This window comes from Paenibacillus sp. FSL K6-1217 (assembly GCF_045040735.1).
In the GTDB taxonomy this organism is placed as follows: Bacteria; Bacillota; Bacilli; order Paenibacillales; family Paenibacillaceae; genus Paenibacillus_AQ.
Window position 1 is genome coordinate 2,718,497 of the sequence record NZ_CP150271.1, and the last position, 25,984, is coordinate 2,744,480.

At 53.6% G+C, this 25,984-nt stretch carries 18 protein-coding genes; 4 read left to right on the forward strand and 14 right to left on the reverse strand.

Annotated elements, in window-relative coordinates; genetic code table 11:
• Window positions 1-224: 224 nt before the first annotated feature.
• Window positions 225-1,232, forward strand: a complete 1,008-nt coding sequence (locus MHH28_RS12275; RefSeq protein WP_405115233.1) for an ABC transporter substrate-binding protein — start codon at window positions 225-227, stop codon at window positions 1,230-1,232.
• 290 nt (window positions 1,233-1,522) lie between these two features.
• On the opposite strand, the gene MHH28_RS12280 is transcribed toward MHH28_RS12275, so the two are convergent.
• The 6 genes from MHH28_RS12280 to MHH28_RS12305 all read right to left on the reverse strand — a co-directional run bounded on the left by MHH28_RS12280 (window position 1,523) and on the right by MHH28_RS12305 (window position 8,645).
• Window positions 1,523-2,878 (reverse strand): glycoside hydrolase family 30 protein, encoded by a 1,356-nt coding sequence (locus MHH28_RS12280; RefSeq protein WP_405115235.1) that lies wholly within the window; start codon window positions 2,876-2,878, stop codon window positions 1,523-1,525.
• A 60-nt stretch (window positions 2,879-2,938) separates the two neighbouring features.
• The gene (locus MHH28_RS12285; RefSeq protein WP_405115237.1) at window positions 2,939-4,579 is read right to left on the reverse strand and encodes a sugar ABC transporter substrate-binding protein; all 1,641 of its coding nucleotides are present in this window, start codon (window positions 4,577-4,579) and stop codon (window positions 2,939-2,941) included.
• 33 nt (window positions 4,580-4,612) lie between these two features.
• Window positions 4,613-5,500 carry a carbohydrate ABC transporter permease gene (locus MHH28_RS12290; protein WP_405115239.1) on the reverse strand — a complete coding sequence of 296 codons (888 nt, stop codon included), beginning with the start codon at window positions 5,498-5,500 and terminating at the stop codon, window positions 4,613-4,615.
• 13 nt (window positions 5,501-5,513) lie between these two features.
• A complete protein-coding gene (locus tag MHH28_RS12295) occupies window positions 5,514-6,497 on the reverse strand; it encodes an ABC transporter permease (RefSeq protein WP_405115241.1) in 984 nt (327 codons plus the stop codon).
• Window positions 6,498-6,597: 100 nt separating this feature from the next.
• Window positions 6,598-7,617 (reverse strand): LacI family DNA-binding transcriptional regulator, encoded by a 1,020-nt coding sequence (locus tag MHH28_RS12300; RefSeq protein ID WP_405115243.1) that lies wholly within the window; start codon window positions 7,615-7,617, stop codon window positions 6,598-6,600.
• Window positions 7,618-7,880: 263 nt separating this feature from the next.
• Window positions 7,881-8,645, reverse strand: coding sequence for a YheC/YheD family protein (locus MHH28_RS12305; protein ID WP_405115245.1), 765 nt, complete (start codon window positions 8,643-8,645; stop codon window positions 7,881-7,883).
• Between the two features lie 214 nt (window positions 8,646-8,859).
• Here MHH28_RS12305 and MHH28_RS12310 point away from each other — a divergent pair, with 214 nt between their 5' ends.
• Together MHH28_RS12310 and MHH28_RS12315 are read left to right on the forward strand one after the other, a co-directional pair.
• Window positions 8,860-9,675 (forward strand): DUF6492 family protein, encoded by an 816-nt coding sequence (locus MHH28_RS12310; RefSeq protein ID WP_405117032.1) that lies wholly within the window; start codon window positions 8,860-8,862, stop codon window positions 9,673-9,675.
• Between the two features lie 15 nt (window positions 9,676-9,690).
• Window positions 9,691-11,019: a sugar phosphate nucleotidyltransferase gene (locus MHH28_RS12315; RefSeq protein WP_405115247.1), complete on the forward strand. Its 1,329-nt coding sequence runs from the start codon at window positions 9,691-9,693 to the stop codon at window positions 11,017-11,019.
• A 175-nt stretch (window positions 11,020-11,194) separates the two neighbouring features.
• Here MHH28_RS12315 and MHH28_RS12320 read toward each other — a convergent pair whose 3' ends face one another.
• From MHH28_RS12320 to MHH28_RS12350, 7 genes are all read right to left on the reverse strand, one after another.
• Window positions 11,195-14,683, reverse strand: a complete 3,489-nt coding sequence (locus tag MHH28_RS12320) for a glycoside hydrolase family 2 TIM barrel-domain containing protein (protein WP_405115249.1) — start codon at window positions 14,681-14,683, stop codon at window positions 11,195-11,197.
• Window positions 14,684-14,739: 56 nt separating this feature from the next.
• Entirely contained in the window at window positions 14,740-15,618 is an 879-nt protein-coding gene (locus MHH28_RS12325) for a carbohydrate ABC transporter permease (protein ID WP_342478553.1), read from the reverse strand.
• Between the two features lie 13 nt (window positions 15,619-15,631).
• Complete coding sequence (locus MHH28_RS12330) at window positions 15,632-16,540, reverse strand: sugar ABC transporter permease (protein WP_036698599.1); 909 nt, start codon at window positions 16,538-16,540, stop codon at window positions 15,632-15,634.
• Window positions 16,541-16,627: 87 nt separating this feature from the next.
• Window positions 16,628-18,223 carry an extracellular solute-binding protein gene (locus MHH28_RS12335; RefSeq protein WP_405117035.1) on the reverse strand — a complete coding sequence of 532 codons (1,596 nt, stop codon included), beginning with the start codon at window positions 18,221-18,223 and terminating at the stop codon, window positions 16,628-16,630.
• A gap of 189 nt (window positions 18,224-18,412) precedes the next feature.
• Entirely contained in the window at window positions 18,413-20,695 is a 2,283-nt protein-coding gene (locus MHH28_RS12340) for an AraC family transcriptional regulator (protein WP_405115252.1), read from the reverse strand.
• A gap of 207 nt (window positions 20,696-20,902) precedes the next feature.
• Window positions 20,903-21,697 carry a Nif3-like dinuclear metal center hexameric protein gene (locus MHH28_RS12345; RefSeq protein WP_405115254.1) on the reverse strand — a complete coding sequence of 265 codons (795 nt, stop codon included), beginning with the start codon at window positions 21,695-21,697 and terminating at the stop codon, window positions 20,903-20,905.
• A 90-nt stretch (window positions 21,698-21,787) separates the two neighbouring features.
• Window positions 21,788-23,872 carry an alpha-glucuronidase family glycosyl hydrolase gene (locus MHH28_RS12350; RefSeq protein ID WP_405115256.1) on the reverse strand — a complete coding sequence of 695 codons (2,085 nt, stop codon included), beginning with the start codon at window positions 23,870-23,872 and terminating at the stop codon, window positions 21,788-21,790.
• A 289-nt stretch (window positions 23,873-24,161) separates the two neighbouring features.
• Between MHH28_RS12350 and MHH28_RS12355 the strand changes: the two genes are divergently transcribed.
• On the forward strand, window positions 24,162-25,067 hold the full coding sequence (locus tag MHH28_RS12355; protein ID WP_405115258.1) for a helix-turn-helix domain-containing protein: 906 nt from the start codon (window positions 24,162-24,164) through the stop codon (window positions 25,065-25,067).
• A 124-nt stretch (window positions 25,068-25,191) separates the two neighbouring features.
• Here the strand turns inward: MHH28_RS12355 and MHH28_RS12360 are convergent, their stop codons facing one another.
• Window positions 25,192-25,845 (reverse strand): GntR family transcriptional regulator, encoded by a 654-nt coding sequence (locus MHH28_RS12360; protein WP_405115260.1) that lies wholly within the window; start codon window positions 25,843-25,845, stop codon window positions 25,192-25,194.
• Window positions 25,846-25,984 lie beyond the last annotated feature (139 nt).

Here is a 25,984-nt window from a genome sequence, read left to right on the forward strand (position 1 = left end):
CTATGACTATCATTCTATCATTTTATAGCTCCGGGTGCTCTCTTCGGCTGTAAATCGGCTTACAGTTATTTTTTTCCAGGAAAAAAAGACGCCTGAATGTCCCCTCGTTACCTTAGATCAGACCAACTTCGAGATTGACAAAGCCGCTATTCCACTCTATCATATTTAAATGATAATGATTATCATAATCATTTAAATACATACTCCCAAAGGAGCCCTAGCGCATGCCAAGCATCAAAAGATTAGTACTTCCGTTAACCCTGCTTCTCTTCACCTTAATTCTGGCCTCCTGCAGCCAGCCGGACAATACGGCTGCAACAGCTCCTACAGCAGCAGCCACAAGTCAACCAACCGTAGCACCTGAAGCCAGCCCGGCGGCTGTCACGGAAGCTGCTGCTGCAACACGGAAATATACGGATTACAAGAAACGGGAGGTTGAAATTCCCGCCGATCCTCAGAAGATTGTGTATGTTGGCAGTAATCCGGGTGACCTGCTGGCGCTGGGCATCAAGCCGATAGGGGCTTCCTTAAGCGTCATCGGCACTCAAGTGGCTTACCCCGATCTGCTCGAAGGGATAGAGGATATCGGCTACCCTTTCTCCCCTGAGAAAATCCTTGCCCTCTCACCCGACCTGATTATCTTCGACGACTGGGACGAGACCGGGATTGAAGCGTTAAGCAAAATCGCTCCGACCGTGGTGGTAGGGCTGGACGGCACCTTCCCGACCGAAGAACGCGTCCGCCAGATTGCAGAATTGTTCGGTCTCACCGCGCAGGCCGATACATGGTTCAACAATTATAAGACTAAGGTTGCCTCCGTGAAGAAGCAGCTCAACCTGACAGAAGGCGATACGGCTACCTCCCTGCTTGTACTTGGCTCCGAGCTGTATATCATGGGCGGCAAAGGCCTGAACGAAACGCTGTACGGACAGCTTGGCTTCAAGCCGGCAGAAGGCGTACAGAAGCTGGTCGATGCCGGTGAACGGTTCGTGACCATCTCCGACGAGGTGCTGCCACAGTATATGGGGAAGCATATGTTCCTCCTTACCGACAGCAGCAGCAAGACGGCTGCGAGACAATCGGCGCTGATGGACAGCGGCTTGTGGAAGGCTATCCCCGCCGTCAAAGAAGGCCGCGTGTATACCCTTGACAGCAAGTATAACTTCGACGATCCGATTACGCTGGACAGGCTGCTGGATGAGATCGCGGGCATTTTCAAAGGTAAACAGTAATTAGAAAAATCGCGTTGACCGAATGTAATCGGTTTTCCGATTACATTTGGACCGGGCACCCTCATGCCATCGCATTGTATTCGGTTTTCCGTATTCATTCCGCCAGGGCGATATTTCCCTGCTACTCGCCAAGTGGAAACGGCTTTGCCGTCCTTTTGAAGGACGGTACTGTTTCAGCGAGAAATATAAGGATAAGTTATTGCGTGAAACATATAAATTCTTATATTTCAAAAAAGACTCAGGCTGTCCGGAAAAATCCGGCAGCCTGAGTCTTCGTCTACACTAAACCGCTACTCCCTCTTACCCGCCACCTTCACCGAAACCGCGCCCTTCGCGGCGATAGAGCAGGTTAGCAGCTCCTCCCCCTCCAGCCGCACAGCTACATTCTCTGCTGCCTCCCCGTCGTTGAACAGGACGACCGCTAGCGAGCCGTCCGCGTTGCGGAAGGCAACCGAGCGCAGATGCTCCCGGTTGGCGGCAGATGCCAGGCGCAGCGCCCCGGGAAGGATCACCTTGCTGAAATGGGCCAGCGCATAATAGTCCAGGGTATAGGTCAGCTCACGGGTCTGCTGGTTAACGGTCACTACCCCGCGGCAGGTGCTCTGGCCGAAGCCGGGCACGGTGGGGCCGTTCTGCTCATCCAAGGCCATATTCCATAGCACAAATGACTTGCTGTGATTCCGCAGAATCTCAATTCCCGTGCGCATCACATTGGAGAAGGCCTGCTCGAACGGGGGAATCCATTCCCCGCCCGAGCCTTCGGTGAAATGCACCTCTTTATCAGGGTAAGCCGCCAGCACTTCCGACTGGGCTGACGCCGCACCGCCATACCAGTGCCAGGCCACACCGTCTACCTCCGCTTCCGCTCCCTTCAGCACCGTCAGCGGGTAATCCGGCCGGTCCCAGTTATGATCGTAGCAGAAGATTTTGGTGTCCAGCCCGTGCTCCCTGAAGGCAGGCTTCAGATAACCCCGGATGAACTCCCGCTGCTCCTCCGGCAGCATCAGCATGCTGGGGTAGTGCTGCGGTTCATAGAGCGGCTCGTTCTGCACTGTGACAGCATAGACGGGCAAGCCATGAGCGGCATAAGCCTGAATGAAGCGGACGAAATAATCCGCGTACACCTGGTAGTGCTCCGGCTTCAGACTCCCGGCGATCATCGATCCGCTGGTCTTCATCCAGCCCGGGGCGCTCCACGGCGAAGCCATCAGCTTCAGCTCAGGATTAAGCCTGAGTGCCTCCTGCACCAGAGGAATAATGTCCCCTTCATCATGGGCAATGGTGAATCCGGCTAACGCCGGATCGCTCCCGCCTTCAGGCATATCGTTATAGCTGTAGACCGTTCTGGCATAATCCGATGCCCCCATGGGATTACGCAGGAAGGACAAGCCGATGCCCTCCAGCGGATCGAACAGCTTCTGCATAACCGCTGTCCGCTGCTCTTCAGCAAGCACCTGATGGATCAGGTAGGCGGCCGAGTCGGTGAAGGAAGCTCCGAAGCCATCCATCACCTGATATGTTTGACCGGCATCTATTTCAATGGTGGCAGTTAGCGCATCAGCCGGTAGCTGCGGCAGCTCTGCGGCCACTTGCTCCACAAACAGCTCGTCTTCACTGTTAGACTGGTACATGATAATTTCACGCATAGGTTATCCCTCCATCTTTTTATAGAAAAGGGCCCAAGCGGGCCCCTCCTTGTTCCTTGCTTACTTAATGCCCAGTTTCTCCTTATTGGCCTTCATCTTCTCGCTGCGCACCTCTACGATCTTGCTCCAGTTGTTCTTGTCCAGGAAGGCTATATGCTCCGCCAGAATACTGTCGAAGGTTGCCTCGTCCTTGGCACGGATCATACTGACCAGCGTGGTGTTCCAGTTCGTATTAATGGCAGTCTGGCCGCGGGCCTCCGGCGTTCCCTGATCCGGGTTAATATTCTCCAGGATGAAGTGCGGCTTCAGCTTGCCCTTGCCCCATTCCTGCATCTGCTTGATGGACTCGGGGAACGCATCCTTGCTCAGCGCTTTGTGACGGTCATGTCCGAAGAACATGAATTCCCCCATCCGGTAGTCCTTCTTGAACTTATCCGCATTATTAAGCTGCAGGTCCTTCACTTCCGGCAGCAGCTCAACTGTACCGTCCGGGTTCGATTTATACGTCACGCCTTCAACCCCGTAGTTCATCAGCTTCTGTCCTTCTTCGCTCAGCAGGTACGTGAAGATTTGAATCGCTTTGGCCGGGTCCTTGCAATTCTTCGTAATGTAATTGATCATCCAGCCGGTAATCCCGGATTGATTGAGGGTCGGCTCATGCCCTACGGTGCTCTGCGGCCCGTCAACGGCCATATACTCCTTGCCGGGATTGGCACTCATGAAGATCTGCAGATTGCCGCCCTGCTGAGGCGTACCATCGAGCAGCATCGTAGCATATTTGCCGGATTTCACCTTCTCCTCAAAGCCTGTTCCGTCATCCGCGAAGCTGTCATCACTGATCGCCCCGTCCCGGTACACCGCATTCAGCGTCCGCAGCCAGGTCAGATAATCCTCATCCAGATTGCGGTTGTAGAACTTGCCGTCCTCCGTCTCCAGCGGAACGCCGATGAAGTCCTGGAGCGCATCCCCGAGCGAGCCGGTCCCTTCCCCAATCGCATTGAATCCGAAGGGGATCATATCCGGGAACTTGGCCTTAATTTCGCTCATCGACTTCCTGAAGGCCTCCGGGGTTCCGAAGTCAGGGCTGCCCAGCGTCTCATAGACATCCTTACGGATGACAAAAGCCGTCTTCGCCGGAATATTGCCGCTGTCATAATCAGCCTGGGTATTGGAATAGTTCGGATAACCGTAGGTTTTGCCGTCCTTCAGCTGGAACCAGTTCAGCGTGTCGGCCGCAGCCACCTTGTTGAAATACGGGTCATATTTCTCCGCCAGCTCGTTCAGCGGAAGCGCCCAGGTGGCGGCCTTCTGCACAACCGGCGAATTGGAGTCGAAGATGGTCAGCAGATCCGGCATATCGCCGCCCGCGAAGAACGTATTCAGCTTCGTATCGTCCCCGGTAATAAACTTGATATTGATGTTCAGATCCTCTTTGATCTTCTTGGTGACTACATCCTTGCCGAAGTCCGTATTCCACCAGTCCGCGTTCACATACCAGGTTAAGTCCGTAGTCTCGCTCTTCTTATCCAACTGCCAGGCCGGAGTCTCCGGGTCTACCGTATACCGGCCTTCAAGCGATACCTCTACTTCCTTAGCGGAACCGCCGCCGGAGCTGCACCCTGCCGCCACCAGCATAGCTGCCATCAGGAGCAGCACGGGCTTAAGCGTCTTTTTGCCGAGAACTTTAGTCATCTTGATCATCTTCTTGACCTCCTATAATGTAGTGAACCTCTTCTACTCCTTGACCGCCCCAAGCATCATGCCGGAGATAAAGTACCGCTGAAGAATGGGATACATCGCAACAATCGGCAGTGTGGTAATGACAATCGTGGCCAGCTGGACCCCTTTGGTGGTGGTCTCAATCACGACGGAGCCTCCAATATTCTGCATGGACTGGGTCTGCGACTGCACAATAATCTCGTACAGCTTCATCTGCAGCGGGTAGAGCGCCTGATCGGTAATATACAGCTTCGTGGTCATGAAGTCGTTCCATTGTCCCACCCCGTTGAACAGGGCGATCGTTGCCATCGCGGGCATGGACAGCGGAATGAAGATTTTCAGGAAAATATGCCAGTCGCCTGCGCCGTCAATCTTGGCCGACTCCTCCAGCGAATCCGGCACGTTGCGGAAAAAGTTCATCAGAATCACCACATCGTAATAGCTGAATAAGGCCGGGATAATATAGACCCAGAAGCTGTTCAGCAGCCCGAGCGACTTGATCAGCAGATACGTCGGAATCATTCCGCCGGAGAAAAACATCGTAATGACGCCCATCGCCACATACAGCTTGCGCCCGCGGATGTATCTTTTGCTGAGACCATAGCCGATCATTGCGCAAAAGAATACGTGGGTGATCACTCCGAGGAACGTCTTGGCGACAGAGACCACGAAGGATTGACCGATGCTGCTGTCATTGAATACCGCCCGGTAGTTCTCCAGCGAGAATTCTTTGGACCAGAAGATGAATCCGCCCTCGGCAAGCGCCCTGCCCGAACTAAGGGAGGAGATAATTACGTTCCATAAGGGAACGAGAATAATAACCATGAAGCAGACCAACAACACCTTATTTACCGCATCAAAGATCCGGCTGTCGAGATCTTCCCGTATGACCTTCCGATTCACTCTAACGCCCCCTCTACAACACGGATTGATTATCGTTCAATTTACTGGTGACCTTGTTGGCCATAAGCAGCAGGATTACCGACACAATGGAGACACCCAGGCCGACGGCCGTAGCATAAGAGAAATCACCCTGCGTCATCCCCATCCGGTACACATAGGAATTGATGACCTCAGCCTTCTCACGGTTCTGCGAGTTCATCAATACAAGCGTCTGATCCAGGTTGGAGCCGAGCAGGCCGCTTACCGTCAAAATCAGATTCAGGCTGATGATCGCCTTCATGTTCGGAAGGGTGATATTCCAGATCTGGCGGAGCCGTCCCGCTCCATCGATCCGTGCCGCTTCGTAGTAGGTAGGGTCGATCTTGGCCATAATGGCCAGATACAGAATCGTTCCCCATCCGGCTTCCTTCCAGATATCGGACAGCGTGGCAATCCACCAGTACTTCCCGGCATCCAGCAGGATGTTGGACGGCTTCGAGATCAGCCCGAGATTCAGCAGCAGCTCATTGAACAAGCCCGAGGTGGAGAACCAGGTGATCAGCATCCCGCCCAGGACGATCCAGGACAGGAAATGCGGCAGATAGGAGATGGTCTGGACGAATTTTTTGAAGCGGCCCATGTTCAGCTCATAGATCATAATGGCGAGAATAATCGGAATAATGAATCCGATGCCCAGCTTCAGGAAGCTGATCCCCAGCGTATTCATGACCGCATCCCAGAAATATTCGTCCGACAGAATGATCCTGAAGTTGTCCAGCCCTACCCAGGGTGCAGTAGACAAGGTATCAATGACTGTATAATTCTTGAAGGCAATTGTCAGCCCGTAGATCGGTATGTAGCAGAAAATAATCATAAAAATAATGCCCGGCAGCACCATCGACTGAATCTCCCACTGCCTTTTGTAATCGGTTACAAATTCTTTGATCCGCTGCCCCACGGGCTTCTTGGCGGATGGCGGGATGGAAGCTGATGCTGTAGAAGCTGCTGTCTTATTCATGATCTTGTCCCCCTCTCCATATAGTCAAAGATGATAAAAACGTTTTTATTTTGGCGCAAGAAAATCTCCCTCCTGTAAAATCAGTTTCACCCGCTGCCCTCTACCTGCGGTCCTTCCGCTCCAGCTTCACCTGACTTGAGCCTCTGACGACCAGCTCACCCTGCAGCTTCTGTGCCGCGCCCTGCTCCTTATCCTGAATCATATGAACCAGATGATCAATCGCCAGCATGCCCTGCCTTGCAATCTGATTCCTTACCGTCGTAAGCGGCGGCGAATAATAAGGGGCGATATCAATATCATCGAAGCCCATCACGCTGACATCCTGCGGCACTTCGTAACCATAGCTCTTGAGCGCTTGAATACAGCCCATTGCACTGATATCATTGCCGGCCAGGAAGGCATCGGGCATCTTCCCGGGATGCAGGCGGATGTAAGACTTGACGGCATTATAGGTGCTGTCCTCTTCAAAATATCCCTGAAGGATAAAATCCTCCTCCACCGGAAGCTGGTATTCGCGCAGCGCGGCCAGATAGCCCTCCTTCCGCTGCACACTGTCGAACATCGTATCCACGCCGGAGATATAGGCAATTCGCTTATGCCCCAGACTGATTAAATACTTCGTAGCGGCATAGCCTGATTCGTAGGAATCAAATATAATGCTGCCCATGCCTTCGTCCTCCAGCACCCGGTCCAGGAACACCGCCTTGATCTGATCTTTCTTCATGGCGGCAATGTCCTGCTCGTCGATGCCCAGCTCCTCATAGATTATGACGCCGTCCACGCGCCGTCCGAGGATATTGCTCATAATCACATGTTTGTCCTTGGTGACGAATACATTCAGGCCATAGCCCAGGCGGTCGCATTGACGGGACATCGATTCTACCAGCTTGTAGAAGTATGGACCGGACACACTTGTTGTGAAGAACCCAAGCATCTTCGTGGTCCCTGATTTCAGCAGCTTGCCGTTCAGATTCGGAACGTAATTCAGACGCTGGGCCACCTTCAGGATATGGGCCTTGGTCTCGGGGCTCAGCACATCCACATCATTCAGGGCATTAGAGACTGTCGAGATGGAGACCCCGGCTTCCCGTGCGACATCTTTGATCGTTATCTTAGCCATATCATTGTTCCTTTTTGATAAAAACGTTTTTATTGACTCTAAAGTAACATGAAACCGCTTTAAACACAACACTTTTTCTCATGAGCTTGTCCTGCCACCTTTGTATGCTTAGTGTTCGCCATGAATATCCGCCCTTCAGGAGGGCGCTCCATGGTCAAATTTATCTTATTTTACTATAAAGTACCTGTATTTCGCTATGACTGCTCCGGCGGGGGCGGGAAGGAGACGCCTCACATGGTGACGTCCCCGCCCTGCGTTATGGCTTAACGGCATTTCTGTTTCTGGCACAGCCTCCGGTATCTCATGACTCTGCGGTACATGGATTTATCCTTGAGCTGATTGAAAATATAAGGATCCGGATTCATGTTCACTTCAATAATCCACGGCTTCAGTCCGTGGTCCAGTCCGATGTCTACACCAAACTGCCGGTGATGCGGATACGTCTTCTTCAGTTGCCGGGCTATGCGTGTGCCGAGCCGGTTCATCTCCCGCTTAAGCTGTACAAGCTGCTGAGCAGACAGACGGGCGGAGAGCAAATGCTCCACTGCCGTCGGTTTGCCGCCGCTGTGGTAGTTGGTCACAATTTTACGCGGATGCCCGAGCCGGCCGATAATCCCGGTAGCTTCCCACACCCCCTTGGGACTAAGCTGCACCATCACCCGGATATCGAATCGCCGCCCGTTTTGCTTCAGCAGGTGAATGCCTTTTTGCAGCAGATAACTCCTCTTGCCGATTCTGGTTGCAAGACTGTGATGAAAAGCCTCAAACGTAGTGAACCGGCGCAGAGTCTCCTCATACTGGTACGTATATCCCCCACGCACACTCCGCTCCGCGCGGATCACTCCCATGCCATACGTTCCCCGTTCCGGCTTGATATAGATCATTCCATAACCGTGCATCATCTGCTTCAGATTGCGCCTGTTAAATCTCCGGGTATCGGGGATGAACGCCTTGATGGTCTCGTTCTTAAGCAGCAGTTGTGTCTTAACCCATTTGCTCCGTCCTGACTGAACCTGTTTGGCTGTCACTTATGCACGCTCCTGTCCGGGATGGGAGCCACGCTCCCTTTTACATAAAATTACATATTCACTGTATCCTATGCCGTTGGAGATGCACTTGGATAGATCATTTGCCCCGTACAGAAAGATTAACTTTCTCAGGATTATGGCCCTATCAAGCGCCGATCCGCAGGCATACCCTAGTGAAGACGTCAAATATCAATTTATGTATGGAGATGAATCCATGTCCGATGCTGCGGTAAGTATGGCCTCAAATGCTCCTTCGATCGACATCCTGATCCCTGCGATTGAAAAAGATCTCGCCACCCTCCCCTATGTGATTGATAGTCTTCGCCGTTATATCCGGCACCCTATCAGCCATATCTACATTGTCTCGCCGAATAACAGTAGAATCAGACAGTTGTGCTCCCGCAAACGCTGTGTCTTTGTCGATGAAACCACTGTCCTGCCGTTCACCAAAAAAGCTATCCGCTACTCCTCCTCCCGCTGGAACCGGTCAGGCTGGCTGTATCAGCAGCTGCTGAAGATGAACGGAGATCATATTTGCCGCGAGAAATATTTCCTGGTCATTGATGCGGATACGGTGCTCATTCGTCCCCATCGTTTCCGTTCCGGCGGGAAAAGCATCTTCTATTGCCGTAACTGGAGCCAGCCGGAGTATTTCCGCACCTACCGCAAGCTGCTCGGTACCCCTGCGCCTGCGCCCAAGTCGTTCGTGACCCACTACATGCTGTTCGAGTCCGCGAAGCTGGCCCGTCTCAAACGTACTATTGAAGCCCGGCACGGAATGTCCTGGCATGCCGCCATTCTCCGCAGTATCAACAAGAAGAGACAGTTCGGCTTCTCCGAGTTCGAGACCTATGCCAACTATGTGTACAGCGGACACCGCGCCGCAGTGCTGCTCAAGAACGCCAATAATAAATCGCTGAAGATCCCGGCAGGCTTGCTGACGCAAGCGCAGATTCAGAAGTATGCCGGGTCTTACCGCTCGCTCTCCTTCCATCAGCGCAAGGGATATTCCACTCCGGGCAAGCCTTAAGGAGGATTGATCTTGATGCATACTATTCTTCTGTGCGGCGGCTCCGGCCAGCGGCTGTGGCCCCTGTCCGGCAGCATCCGCTCCAAGATGTTCCTGCCGCTGCTGCCTGCACCGGGCGGGGGCACAGAATCCATGATCGGGCGGGTATGCCGTCAGCTCGCTCAGGCCGGGCTGGATGAATCCCTGTTGTTCGTAGCCCATCAGGAGCAGGTGGCTCTCACGCAGCGGCATACCGGGAGCAATTATCCGGTAATCGGAGAGCCATACAAGCGCGGGACCTTCACTGCTGCCGCGTTCGGCGCGCTGCACTTGCTTGCCGCCGGAAAGGCACAGCCGGAGGACATCATCTGTATCGCCCCGGCCGATATGTTCGCGGATGATGATTTCTTCCGCCAGTTCCTTCAATTTGAAGCTATTCTGGACGCCTCACAAGCCGAACTCCTCCTGCTTGGAACAAGACCTGTTTATCCCTCGGAGCAATACGGATATATCGTCCCGGCACAGGAGGACTCTGGCGCGTTGTATGCCCCGGTAATCTCTTTTGCAGAGAAGCCTGATAGGGCTAGGGCACAGGAGCTGATACAGCAACAGGCGTTATGGAACTGCGGGGTGTTCGCTTTCCGGCTCGGCTTTCTGCAGAAGCATCTGGAGAGGCTGGAGCTGCCCGCCGGATTCGCGGCATTGTCTGCGCTCTATCCAGGGCTCCCGGTCCGCAGCTTCGATAAGGAAGTGGCAGAGCGGTGCACCAAGGCTGTCACCATAAGACATGAAGGCGAATGGTCCGACCTGGGAAGCTGGGATACGCTGACGGACCGGCTGCCTGCACAGGTCATTGGAATAGGCGGGCTATGGGGAGAATGCGGAGACAGTTATCTTATTAACGAGCTGGAGGTCCCGCTGCATGTCATTGGGGTTTCCGGGATAGTCGCCATAGCCGGTCCCGAAGGCATCCTAATCGCCGACAGGATGGAAGCACACCTGATCAAGGATATTCTGATGGAGCATTCAGCAAAGGAGATGCGGTATGGAGAAACGGGCTGGGGCAGCTATACCGTTCTCGATCGTGAGTCAGGCGGCGCCGGACTTGTCCTTACGATCATGCTGACCCTGCTGCCGGACCATCACCTCCCTGAAATGATCTGTCCGCATTCCGCCAAGACCTGGATGATTGTATCCGGTCATGGAGAGGTAACCGTGAACGGACACACATCCGCTGCCTCTGCAGGCGGAAGCTATACCGTAGCCAGGGGACAACGCCATGCGGTCAGTGCCTTCAGTGCAATGAAGCTTATTGAGGTACGGATGAGTGAAGCAGGAGATGACGGAAAGGTCTATAGCTGCTGATAGGAAGACGCGGGCTTCCTCGCCTTGGCAGACGCCCCACTCAAAGGGATACCGCAAACATCAAAAGGGATACCGCAAACGCCAGCCATCCGGCTGCGTGCGGTATCCCTTATTTGCGGTGATTGCTGTTGTCTGTCCTAAGAATCTGCCGGCGGACCGCCGGATGGCACAGATTCTAGGCGAACGGCGGCAGGAACCGGAACCACTTGAAGTCAAACTGGCTGCCCGGCAGGAACAGGAAGGTGACGGTCTGGCTGCCGCTTACCGGCGGCTCCAGCGTGAATTCACGCTCCATATAGCTGGCGCTTCCGGCAAATTCAATCAGCTGCTTCGATTCACCGGCAGGACCGCTGAACAGAATTTGCATTGTATTGTTCGCAAGCGCTGAGCGTCCGCAGATGACGATCCGTGAGCATTCCGCTGCCCCGAAGTCCATTCCGGCAAATATAAGCGACACATTGTTGCCGATGCCCTCGACAGCCTCCTCCGTTATGGTGAAAGTATCGCCGTAGACCGCAGTGTTGGCCAGTGCATCCAGACGCTCGAACGCCTTGGTCTTGCTGACAAACGTGAAGCCCTTCAAATGAATCTTCTTGCGCAGAATGAAGGACAGCGAGGTAATCCCCGTCAGCCGTCTGGGCAGCGTATACCGTTCCTCCTGGTAGACATTCCAGCGGGAAGGCTTCTGGTAAGTCACGGTTGTGAGTCGCCCGGCACCGGGCTGCCCGGGCACGCCTTCCCATATCTCTATCGGAAATTCCTGATCATCCAGCGAGAAGATCGGCAGAATAATCTCATCGGCCCCATATCTGCCGAAGTCGATCCGTTCGAAGCAGATCAGGCTCTCCCCTTCGCGGGCGGTGGCAACCCCCCGTTCATTGCCGTTGGTCAAATTCCGGCTGTGGCTGCTGTTAAATCCTGATGAAACAAACTCATAGGGATTCAGATAAGCCTGCCCGAAGCCCGTAAGCTTGAATTCCATCTGCGAATAGAGCCGAATTCCGTCAGCACCATTGGCTGTCCCGCAGCGGATGTACACCTCTCCGTCACCTAAGGCCGTGATTACGGCTTCATGGCCGTTCGTCTCAAGGGTGGCGATATTGGCATCAATTCCGGCGGCATTCGTAATCCGCCACTCGACATCCTGCCAGGTGGCCCCCTGCGGATGAAGCTTAACACGGACAGGAAGCGACGGGCGATCAGGCGTCAGAATATTACCCCCGGGACAGATGATCTCCAGCTTGCGGACCGGGATCTCCCCTGCCCTGCCGCTCTCCGGATGACTGGAGGACGCATCCGCCTCCAGCGGATAATGCGCATACAGATACAGCTCATCTTCAGTTGTCGTTCCCGCTGCCGGAAGCACGGATTGCAGCGTAAGCTCAGCCGGAGCCAGATCTGCCGATGCCGCACGCAGCGTAATCGTTCCGGCCTCCAGGGTACCGGCAATCACTGCCAGCAGCTTGCCGCTGAACAGGCGGCGGCTTACGCCCTTGTAGGAATCATAGTCCGTGCTGTCCCCGTTATCCAGACCGATCAATCGTCCGGGACCCTCCATACTGAGGTGAACGCGGTTATTGGCATTCGCTACCGGCCGTCCCTCCTGATCCAGAGTGCTGATCGTTACGAAGATAAGGTCCGTACCGTCTGCTGTCATTACCTGCTTGTCGGGAGCAAGGACAAGCGAAGCCGCATCTCCGAACGAAGAGATTTGCTCTACAGCAACAACCTCCCCCTTCTCATCATAAGCCACCGCCCGCAGTACACCGTCCGTATAAGGCAACTGCCATTCGCCAAGCAGCTTGTGTCCATGAGTATGGTCGATATCCACGCTGCCCTGCGAGACTTCATTCAAGAACAGCTCGATGCGCGGAGCATTCGAACAGACACGCACATCTATCAGCTGGCCCTGCGAGAAATCCCAGTACGGGAAGATATGAATCATCGGATGCGTACGGTAATCTGTCCATTCCGCCTGATAGATATAATAGGAATCCTTAGGGAAGCCGGCAGTATCCAGCTGTCCGAAATATGAGTTCTTGGTGTGATACGGGGTAGGCTCCCCGATATAATCAAATCCCGTCCACAGAAACTGTCCCAGCGAGAAGGATGCATCCCGGTCTGCGGTGATACAGGCCTCCGTGCTTTTGGCGCCCCAGCTGGTAGAACTGTTCCCTAGAGAAGAGCATTGCTGGTCATCATCGGCAAGCACAGATTGAGCCAGCGGGAAATGATAGACTCCCCGGCTCTGCACTGTCGAGCAGGTCTCACTGCCGTAGATGATCCAGTCCGGATGCTCCTTGTGATGCTGTTCATAATATTTCTCCGCATAGTTGTAGCCTGCCACCTTGACGATATCCGCGCATTTCTGCGCATTCTCCCAAGGCATATAATTCGAGCCGATGGTAACGAACGCATTGCCCCTCGGATCATGAATCAGCACTTCCTCCTGCAGCTCCCGGGTGAGCTCCTGGCCGCGGCTGTCTGCATGGGTATCGTATATCTCATTGCCGATACTCCACATCAGCAGACTTGGACGGTTGCGGTCCCGCCGCACCCAGCTGGCGATATCGCGCTTCCACCACTGCGGATAGAACCGTGCATAGTCATAAGGCGTTTTGCTGCGCTCCCACATATCGAAGGCTTCCGACACAATCAGCAGGCCCATCTCGTCGGCCAGCTCCATAAGCTCTACCGCCGGCATATTATGCGCGGTACGGATGGCGTTGACTCCCATCTCCTGCAGCAGGACGAGCTGGCGGCGCAGCGCCGCTCTGTTCACAGCAGCCCCCAGAGCGCCCAGGTCATGATGCTGGCAGACTCCGTATATTTTGACATGACGGCCGTTGAGGAAGAAGCCCTCGTCACTGTCCAGCTCCAGGGTCCGGAAGCCGAACTTCTCCCTCTCCACTTCAATCACTTCATCTTCAGCCAGCAGTTCGGTTTGCAGAGTGTATAGATTGGGACTGGAAATATCCCATAGCAAGGGCTGGTTAACAGTCAGGCGGCTGTGGGTATGTACGGTTAATTCACCCTGCACCGTCACCTCAGTAACTTGCCCGGCAACTAAGGTTCCTGCTGCATCCAGAATGCTATGCCGCAGCTTCAGCTTCGTCCCTGAGCCCGCAGCTTCAGCGGTATGCAGCTCAGCATCCACATCTACAGTCCAGGCCTGACCTTCCGTTGCCCTGGCTGCAATATACAGCCCGTCAGCGGCGATATGCATCTTCGGCACCGTCTTTAGCCAGACGGGCCGGTAAATTCCGGCACCGGAGTACCAGCGGGAATTGGGCGATTCGTGGATCACGCGCATATAGATTTCATTCTCTCCGGCGACAAGGTACGGAGTTATCTCGAATTCAAAGGTAGAGTAGCCATATTTCCACTCACCCGCTACCTGTCCGTTCACATATAGTGTCGAGTTCATATACACTCCCTCGAAACGCAGGAACACAAGCTCATTCACCGGCACTGCATCGAACCGGAGGCGGGTGCGATACCAGCCCTCTCCATTCTCGTAGAGGTTGCGGGTATCATAGATCAGCCAATCATGCGGCAGCGTAACCGCTGTCCAGTCCGCACCTGCGGCCACCTTGGCAAGCTCCGAATGAAGCGGCTGCTTGCTGAATTGCCAACCTTTGCTGAGTTTCCTTTTTAGACTCATGGCTATACTTCCTCCTTATCCTCACCATAGCTAAGCTTCCTGAATGACTTCATGCCTCATCCCTTCAATGCCCCAACCATTACGCCCTTCACGAAATACTTCTGCAGGAACGGATACAGCAGCAGGATCGGCGCTGTGCTTACGATGATTGCCGCATATTTCAGCGTTTCGGTCACATCACGGCTATGGAGCAGTGTTGTAGTCCCCAGCATGCTGGCATTATCATTCTCAAGAATGATGTTTCGGACCACGAGCTGGATCGGGAACAGGCTCTGGTCGCGCAGGAAAAGCATGGCGTTAAACCAGCTGTTCCAGTGGCCTACGCCGTAATACAGAATCAGCACCGCAACTACCGGCATGGACAGCGGAATAAAGATGCGGAACAGGATGGTGAAATGGCCGGCACCGTCCAGGAAGGCGGACTCCTCCAGCTCCTTCGGTATCGCCATGAAATAAGTGCGCATAATGATTAAGTTGAATGTACTCACCGCCGTTGGCAGAATCAACGCCCACAAGCTGTCGAGCAGGCCGTAGGATTTCACGATCAGGTAGAATGGCACCAGTCCTCCCTGGAAGAACATCGTGAATACGATGAAGAACATAATCGGCTTTTGCAGCATAACCCCTTCTCTGGACAGGAAATAGGCGCCCAGGGCAGTAAGCGTCATATTAATGACAAGCCCTACCGCCAGGATGAATAGTGTATTCTTGAAGCCGGTCAGTATTACGGGATTGTTCAGCACCGCCTTGTAAGCTGCCAGCGAGAAGCCTTGCGGCCACAGCAGGATGCCGTTGAAGGAGACCAGCCGGTTCCCATTGCTTAAGGAGGAGAACAAGATATATAGCATAGGATAGAGTGTAAGAATAATCATTAGAACCATAATAATAGAATTGCAGATATCGAAGATACGTTCGCCGAGCGACGCTTTAATCATAGGTGTGCACTCCTTACCAGAGACTGTTCTTGCTTGCGCGTTTACTGAATGAGTTGGCGAGCAGCAGAATGGTGAAATTGATGACGGAGTTGAACAGGCCTACCGCTGCACTGTAGCTGTAGCTGAATTCCAGAATCCCTTTCCGGTATACAAAAGTGGATATGACATCAGCCGTCTCATAAATACTGGCGCTGTATAACAGAATGATTTTCTCGAATCCGACATTCATAATATTTCCGAGCGCCAGAATCAGCATAATCATAATCGTCGGCAGGATACCGGGCAGGGTAACGTGGCGGATCTGCTGTACCTTGGTGGCTCCATCAATTTTGGCTGCCTCATACTGCTGCTGGTCAATGCCGGTAATGGCCGCCAGATAGATGATTGTGCCCCAGCCGATCTGCTGCCAGATCTCACTGATGATATAAATGGGGCGGAAAAATTCAGGCTGTTGCAGGAACGAAATCCGCGCCCCGCCAAAAAAGGCAATAACATCGTTGATCAAACCATCCGATAAAGTGAAATAACGCACGATTCCTGCTACTACCACGAGTGTTATAAAATGAGGCATGTACGTAATCGTTTGCGTGATCCGGCGGAATAGCGGGCTTTTCAATTCATTCAGCAGCAAGGCCAGAATAATGGGTGCCGGGAAACCGATCAGCAGATTGAAGAAGCTTAGCAGAACTGTGTTCTTAATGACGCGGATGAAGTAGATACTGGAGAAAAAAGCTTCAAAATGCTTGAATCCGACCCATTCGCTGCCCCAGATCCCTTGGGAAGGGACAAATTGCTTAAAGGCGATAATGGTCCCGTAGAGCGGAACATAGTGGAACAATACATAGTATAGGATAACTGGCAGCACCATCAGATACAGCCATTTATTACGCAGGATGTCTTTCCCCAGTCTGGTTTTAAGCATATTCCTCTCTCCTTTGCTGCAACTGCATGGTCTTAGGCCGGGGCTGCCGGTACCTGTTGTATGTGTTGCAGCCCCTGCCCGCCCAAATTAACGGTTCAGATAACGTTCATACGCCGCTTGTTGAATTTCCAGTGCGCGTTCGATACCAAGGTCCTTCATCTGCTGCACATATTTATCGTAATTGTCTACGGAATCAGTGCCCAGGATGATCTTGAGCTCGGCCTCTTTCACAAAAGCGTTAATGTCGTTCATAATACTGCTCATTTCATCTGCTTCTTCGGCAGTCGGTGTGACCGGAGGAAGCAGGTGGCTCTCATGATTGGTTCGTTTCCAGATGCCGATGGATTCGGTCGTAGCCGGATACTTCGCCGGCAGATTATTGTCCTGCTGAATCATCGGGAAGTTGGTGCCATGGGAATATTTGCCCATTACCTGGTCGCTGCCGAGGCCATCCGGGTTCTGCACCACAAGATCGGTATAGACGGGCTTTCCGTCTTTGAGCGTGTAGGTAATGCCTTCAACCCCATAGGTATTCAGCATTTTGCCTTCTTCGGTAAAAGCGTAATCCAGCCAGCGCATAGCCGCCTCGACATTCTTGGTTGTCGCTGAGATCGCCGCCGAGCTTGTCCCCGCATAGGCATTATCCAGCTGTCCGAACTCCGGAAGCCCGCCCTTGACGGCAGCCGGGTATGGAGCGGCTACGAAGTCGGCCTTCGGATCTGCTTCCTGTACGGCTGAATTATATTTCTCAATATAATACTGCCAGCCGATTGTTGCTCCGCTGACATTAGAGGTCATTTTCTTATCCACTGTAGCTGAATCAATCGAAGCGAAATCCTTATCGATCAGGCCTTCTTTGTACCACTGGCTCATCGTTTTCAGATATTCCTTATAGCCAGGCTCCAGATAGCCATAGACTACTTTGCCGTCGTTGACGTAGAAGTTCCCCATCACACCGAAGGCTCCGGCGAATCCGCCGGTCCGTTCTCCCAGGAACATCGTGCGGAAGGTTACAGGGGAGGCCGCCTTTTTCTTCTCTTTAAAAGCAGTCAGTACGGTGTGCCATTCGTCAATCGTCTCCGGGACACTGAGCTTCAATTCATCAAGCCAATCCTTGCGGATAATCGGCCCGCCGTAGACCCGTCCGGCCTCCGAGCGGATGAACGGGAAGGCGTAGTAGGTGCCGTCATCCGTTTTAATCATTTTGTCGATTTCCGGATTCTCCTGAAGCGTTCTCTTCAGATTCGGCGCGTATTGATCCATGAGGTCATTGAGCTTTAGAATATACCCCTGCTCAACGGCTTTATCGGGACCGCCAGGGTATTGCAGCCAGGTATTGAGGAAGATATCCGGCAGATCGCCCGATGCCAGCAGCAGACTGAATTTCTGATCGGTCATGGGGGTTCCGCCCAACTGCTTGATGGCGATGCCTGTACGTTTCTCATATTCGTCATCGACCGGCAGCCGCTCCGGTGTGCCTCCCAGTTGTTCATTCATATAGGTCAGCTCTATTCCGCCTTTCATCGGATAAGCAAAAGCTGCTGCGGCTTCATTGGAAGCCGGGCCGTTCCCGGCAGGGTTGTTAGGGACACTCTCATCATTTGCATTCTTGGAACTAGTGCAGCCGGCAGCCAGCATGGTGAAACCTAACAAAACAGCAAGCGGTTTGTGGAGCCTTTTCATTCCAGATAATTTGATCACTAGTATGACCTCCGTAATTTGTGTAGTTGACGACTTAATGCCTCTACAATGTATGCTGAATCTTGTATACAAACAATATTCAAAATGCGTAATTCATTGTCAAAAACGCAAAAGAAGGATAGATCCGGCCTGCTTCTATCCTCCTGTCAGGAAATTGTGTATTCTGTTTGTTTATTGCAGAGCTTTGAACCGCCCCGGCGTGATGCCTTCATACTTTTTGAATACCCGAATGAACGCACTGCTGCTGGAAAATCCTACACGGGAGGATATCTCCTCGATAGTGACGCCTTGCTGAAGCAGTTTCTTGGCTTCGGCTGTACGAACCTGACTGATGTAATCATGCAGTCCCTGCCCGCTCTGTTCTTTGAACAACCGTGATACATACTGCGGCGTGATCCCGAAATGGGCACCAATCATAGACACGCTAAGGTTGATATCCGCATAATGATCCTGCACATAGGCGGATACCTGGTCTCCGATTCCAGAATTTGAAGCAAGCTTTTCCGAGGCTTGGCTGCAGGCGAGCTGGATCAGCTCGGTCAGCTCGTTACGGAAATCTGCGCGCGTTGAGCAGGCCAGAAGCCTTTTCATCGGACGCCATTCTTCCCATAGCTTCGAGCGCTTCGTCTCCTGGGGGACTGCCTTCATAATAGAGCTGCTTAAATCAATCATGGCATATCTCACAAGCTCAATAGACACCTGGGAGCCGAAGAAGCGGCCCAGAATCTCCTCTACCATCGCTGCTGCCTTCCCGAAGTCACCGCTTTTGACCAAATTAATAAAAACAACCTCGTCATTGATCGTCAGGTAATAATCCGTCTGCTGCTGCTCAATATCCCCATACCAGACCGTCGTATTCTCCTCCAGCACCAGCCGGTATTCCTGAGCCTCCAGCGCCTGCAGATACCCCTGATGCAAACTTCCCATGCCCGGGAGCAGCTCACTGCCGGCCATGGCGATCTGCAGACCGTATTTCCGCTGAATGAACTCCAGGGTTTGGCTGAGCGCTTCTTCAATATCCTCTTTCCATCTGCCGGAACGTCCGGTGTTAATGTTCATCACTGCCGCCAGCATGCCATCCATCTCGGTGAAGCTCAGGACGTGATTCGGTCCGGTGAAATCCATAATGATATTGGATACGATGAAATTGGACAGGCTTGGCGAAGGCCCCTCTTCCCCGCCGGACTGAATATAGAATAGAAGCACCGCAAAATCCTCGGAATCCCACTGGAAATGATGCACTCTGGCCACTTCCTCCAGCGATAATCCGTTCTCCGCCTGCCCTCTGAGCAGCTGCGACAAGTAGTAGGTCTGGAGCACACGGAGCTGCCTGAACTGCCGGCTGTTCACATCATCCCTCTCACGGATGGTAGCCAGCGCACTCTCCCGAATGAAGGAGAATTCATCCAGCACCCGCTGCGTCTGTTCATCGGCGGAGGGCGAGAACATATGGACCAGCTCGCGGACAGGATTATAGTTCTTGCGGGCAAAGTAAGAAATAACCACCGCCCCGATCAAAAAGCTGATGAACAGCCCAAGCAGGTTCAAATTGCGGATTTGCCGCGCTTTTTCCCAGAATACGCTTGAAGGAAATACGCTGATATACTTCCAGTTCGTGTTATCGGAATCAATGAAGGAGACCATGTTCTCCGTGCCGGCAATATCCTGGAAAGAAGTACCCGCAGTCTCACCGCCAGCCTCAGCATCAGGCATTGGCTGCTGCGGAGAAGCCTCATTATTACGAAATAATACCTGATTATGATCATCGGTAATGTACACATCACCGTTATTTACCCAGTCCACGTTCTTCAGCATGCTATGAATCTTGCTGCCGTTCAGCGGGAGAACCAACATCCCCTTCTGTCCATTGCTTGCAGTGGCACTGGTGAAGGGCTTCATCATCACAACCTTCTGCTCCCAGCGCTTAAACTCAATGAACGGAAGGGAGGCTTCCCGCCCTGCGGTCTCACCGTTCAGCTGTGCCAGCCACTCCTGATAAGACAATCCGATCATCTTACTGTTCATTGCATAAAAGGTTTCACTGTCCGTAAACGTCTCATCCGTCAGCACACGGTCCAGACTGCTTGAATACAGATAGATCCCATCGATGAAATCATTGGCGGATTTGTATTTGCTGAGCTCCTGCCGGATCTGATAGATCTGAAAGGAACTGGCCCTCTCTGCGCCAGGTGTGAGGGATAAGTATTTGTTCACACCGCTATGAATCGATAACTGCATCGCCAATTTCTCAGCTTGATTAATCTCGCTGTCCACAGTATTCTGCATCTGCTTAAGCATGGCGTTGCCTGCACGCTCAATCTCATATTCGACAATCTGTTTGGTCTGCAAATAGATGATAGCGCTAACAATAAGCGGGATAATCATGATTACTGAATAGGAGATGATCCATTTGAAGGCTACACTTCTGCTGAACCTCAGGTGCTTGTGCTTCATCTTCTACGCTCCTTACCTCATATAGAATTCCACTATATGATAGTTGTGCACCGGGGGCAATCCGCAATATGAACCAGATCGTCAATTTGTAAACAAGTCCGCTATACTATGCCATCCGGCTGGACAAACAAAACCTCTTTGCCGGCAGAAGACCTAAGGGGAAAGCCATTATCCCCCGGTCTTCAACCTTCAAAGAGGTTGCGCTATCTATACAATTTGAAACACCGGCTGCTCCGGAATGAAGTGCACCGGCACCTCCGGGAATTGCCGGCTCAGCCGCTCAGCGAGCAGCTTCATTCCCGGCGCTTCGCTCTCGGCATGGCCGAGCATGATGAGTGCCCTGTCCTTACCCTGCCGGACCGCATCGCGGATATACTCCGGCAGCTCCCATTCGGGGCCTTCACCGGCGATGACCAGATCAAGCGTCTCCTGCTCATACATCGGGATGACTGTATGGCCATTTCCCCGGTAACCGACCAGTACCCCCACCCTGGAGCAGGCGGCGGAGAGGTTCCCGGCAGCACGGACATAAGGGATGTTCAGCTTCTGCTTCACATAATCTGCGACTTCGGATATGGTCATCTCAGGGATGGTGAGGATGGACACCTCAGGCAAATGCCGCTCCGCATAGGCTTCCCATTCCAGCTCCCGCAGCAGCCCTTCCGTAATCCCGTCGGGCGTATAGCGGTGTACCGTGTCATGGAAGCGGTAGAGGCCTATCCCGCTGCTTGCAATCAGCGCGGACTTCTGGAGGCAGACGGAATCCTGCTCCTGCCCGCTCCGGTGATCCTGGTGGCTGTAAAATACACCCTCATGCGTGATCACCAGGTTGGCGCCAAGCCTGACCGCTTGCTCCAGCACATATTGCGAAGCGGCGAAGGAGGTCACAATTCCCTGCACTTCCGTTCCCGCAGCGCCCGGCTCCAGCTTATCCACCGTACCCTCGGGCAGCTGTACCCCTGCGGTCAAGTGCTCTATTATATCACTGAAAGTCAGTGCCATGAGGTTCATCCTCCTTCAAGTTATCCGAATGAGTTGCTGATTCAGCCCATTCTTAGACAGGGAGTGGCCAGCCGGTATGCTGATGCTCCCTTAATAGATCTTCCGTCCTGATGCATCTGCAATCCCGCTCTTACGGAAGAAATACGTATTGATCTGGTCACGCCATTCCTTGGCATGGGCTGCCTGGCCCTTCAGGCGTTCCTCCACCTGCGCATACAGGCCGTCCGCGATACTGCCCTTCAGTCCGCTCCATGCGCCCAGCAGACCTTCCGCACGCTCTGCGCCCTCGAAATGCGTGTCGTAGATATGCTGGATGACGGTTTTGCCGGAATGCAGCACATGGGTGTAAGGCACATGATGGAAGAACAGCAGCAGCTCATCCGGGCATTCCTCCAGCGAATCATAACGCACCGCGTTGCTGCCCATATATTGCCCGCTGTAGCCGGTGCCGGTCGCCACGGTGCGGTCTACCCCAATCCCCTGATGATCGGCATAATGGTAGGTCCCCCACATCGAATATTCATACCCGTCCACATTCGGGCCGTAGTGATGCTCGGGATTGATCATCCAGCCTACGCCAAGCGGCGACGTATATGACTCATAGATCTCCCAGGAATCCAGCAGAATCCGGCTGATCACCCCGGCCACCACTGTGTCCGTGCCGAACGTCAAGGCGATCCACTCCGCCGCAATCTCCTCCGCACTCAGCTCAGGATTCCAGGCCAGCCGGCCGAAGCCGTAGAGGTTCGCCTGGGCAAGCAGATGGCCGGTCCAGTTCTGGTCATTGCCCACATTGGATACCGCCGCAATCCCGCTCAGGCGGTTGCCCCACAGCGATCCGTCCACGATCCGCTTAACAGGGGCCGGGCCGCCTTTGGCCTGCGTATCGAAATCCATAATCTCCTTCCACTGCGGAACCAGATAGCAGACATGGCGCTGCTGTCCGGTGTATTCCTGAGCAATCTGGAATTCAATGACATGGTTGGTCCGCTCCAGCGCCCCGAAAAGCGGGGATACCGGTTCTCTAACCTGGAAATCCATCGGGCCGTTCTTGATCTGCAGAATGACGTTGTCATGGAACTGGCCGTCCAGCGGCTTGAAATGGTCATAAGCCGCTCTGGCCCGGTCCGTCTTGCGGTCACGCCAGTCCTGCTTGCAGTTGTATACAAAGCAGCGCCAGATCACGATGCCGCCATAAGGCTCCAGGGCTTCCGCCAGCATGTTGGCCCCGTCCGCATGGTTCCGTCCATAAGTGAACGGGCCGGGACGGTTCTCGGAATCGGCCTTGACCACGAAGCCGCCGAAATCGGGGATCGCAGCATAGATATCGGCCGCTCTGGATTTCCACCATTCCCGTACCCCGACATCCAGCGGATCAGCGGTGCCCACTTCCCCTTCGTGCATAGGTCCGGCGAAGTTCACGCACAGGAACAGGCGGATGCCATAGACCCGGAAGATATCAGCGATTCTTGCCACATCCGGCAGATAGGTGGAGATAAACAGCGTCTCCAAGGCATGGACGTTCACATTGTTGATGGCAATAGCGTTAATACCGGCGGTGGACATCAGCCGCGCGTAATCCGTGATTCTGTCCATATCCTTCGTGAACTGGTTGTTCTCATACAGGAAGGACCGGCCGGAATATCCGCGCTCCACGCTGCCGTCGAAGTTATCCCAATGGTTAATCATCCGCAGCGAATTCACGGGATTCACCGCTTCATCCAGATTCTCAATATCCTTCCCGCTGGCGATCAGGCGCAGAAGATGGAAGACACCGTATAACACACCTGCCTGCGAGGAAGCTCCTACGGCGATGCACTTAGCGGACGGGCGGGTACGGATAGCGAAGCCTTCCGCTCCCACAACCTGGACCGTCTTCTCATCGAAGCAGCTCCGGATCAGCGGATGATCACCCGTGAAGGTGCCTAGTGCCACACAGAATCCTTCCGGCTGCGGCTCGGTGGCTGCCTTAATATCCAGCAGCGAGCCGATGCCTCTTGTCCATTCACGAAGCGCGGCCTGGAGGGTCTCCCCGCTCTCTGTCACGGATACCGCTCCGCACCATTTCGCGTATTGCATATATAGGGGGCCTTGCGGAAGCTTAGGATAGCTTAACCACGCATTGTATCCGCTGTCATATTGTGCAGCATGCCCATTTCCGGATTGTTGTCTCATGTCCATATCTCCTCCAGTGTATTATTCAGATTCTTAACCGCCCTGTGGCGGACAGCTTCCGCCGGGACCCGGCCCGTTAGCGGTAAGCCCTTGAAGTCCTGGCTTTCTTCATTCATCTTGTATACTAGATTTCATTCAGGTTCATCCTACCATGCAGCCGCAGCCCCGGGACATTGTCAAATCAAGCTATTATTTACCCAAATCATGCAGAAATCCTGTATACTAATAACAAATGTACAGCCTGTACATCTCTAATCAAGAGAACGCAAAGTATCAGGGGGCGATCCTATTGGTTGCAGCTTTTGAACCGCCGGTACCGGGGCAAAGTCTTAGTGAAACGGTCATCCCGGATGTGAAAACCACGCTCAACCTGTTCGGCATGCATCTGCGCAAGGTAAGCGGGGAATGGGATTATCCGCAGCACGCCCATCCCCAATATGAATTCAATTATGTGCTTGAAGGGGAGCAGCAGCTCACGGTCAACAACCACAGCTACCTCCAGCGCGCCGGGGATCTGGTCCTCTTGAGGCCGGGCGATATCCACTCCAGCCGCAGCGGTAACGGCGGGCCCTTCACGTATTTCTGTATCCATTTCGATATCGATGACAAGCTGTTCATTTCACTTCTCAGCCGGCTGAATCATGTATTATTCACCTCAGAGAGCAATGTTGCCCACCGGTTGGGACCACTCCTTGGCAGGCTGGTGGAGATTTCCACCACCGGCTCAGGCAGCATTACGATCTCCCAGCGCATGAGGCTGCAATCCGCCGTCTTCGAGCTGTTCGCCCAGCTCTGGGAAGTCTTCTCCTTGGAGGCTGATAATTCCTCCCCGGGCACTTATGAGCGAATCGAGCTGGCTCACCAGATCCGCAGCCGCCTTCAGGGGCTGGTCTATCAGCAGTTCAAGCAGGAGGTGCCCTATGACAGCCATTATGGCGTCGACGACATTGCCGCTGAGCTGGGGATCAGCCCCTCGCACTGCTACCGGGTGTTCCGGCAGGTATTCGGCCTCTCCCCCCGCGTCTACCTGTCCGGGCAGATGCTGCATGAAGCCAAGGTGCTGCTGGATGACCACAGCCTGAGCGTCAGCCAGATATCGGGCCTGCTCGGCTACCGCGATATCGCCCATTTCAGCAGACAGTTCAAGCGCTGGAGCGGTAAGTCCCCGCGGGAATACCGCGAGGGCCTGGAGTAGCGCGAGGACCTGGAGTAACGCGAGGACCTGGAGTAACGCGAGGACTGACCGTTGTATGGCCTGCCTTCATCATTGATGAGGGCGGGCTTTTAGCATTGTGGGCGGGCCTTAATGAAGGCCTGCCCTATTTTTTGATATACGTGGCGAAGTGCTCCTGAAGGTTCTTGGAATCGATATCCGCCCGCAGATGGTGATGCAGCAGCTCTTCGATCCCGGCGGTGTCTCCCTGCACGATATAATCCAGAAGCTGCTGATGCTCCTGGCGGATCGCCGCCAGCTTCTCATCCTTCAGCATATGGAGCTTGCGGTAGCGGATATAATGCACATTGAACTGTTGCAGCACGCCCCACAGGAATTCACGCCCGGCCAGGCCGAACATCGTGCGGTGGAACTGGTCATCCAGGTGCAGGAATACCTCAGCCCCCTCCGCCTCTTCAATACACTTCTGCTGCCCGGCAAGGTTGTCCCTCAGCTCATGCAGCCCTTTCAGCGGGATATTCCCGGCCAGCGACTTCATGATCTCCTTCTCCAGCACATTGCGGAGGTAGATCACCTGCTCCACCGACTCCAGATCTATGTAGGATACGAGATTGCCTTTTTTGGGATAAATATCGACGTATTGCTCCAGAGACAATTGCTTCAGCACATCGCGGATCGGCGTACGCGACAGCTCGAAGCGCTCGGACAGGGCCGTCTCACTGATCATCGCCCCCGGCTTCAGCTCAAGGGAGAGAATCTCCTGCTTAAGATAGGCCATTATTTCTTTTTTGGAAGTCATGGTATAGACCAACTTTCTGTACGGGATTCTTCTTCCCCCATTATATAGAAAAGGGATATGAATTTCATTGACAAAGATGAACGCATATTCTATGATCATTACGAATCTTAATCTTGTATACAAGATTATGCCACATGTA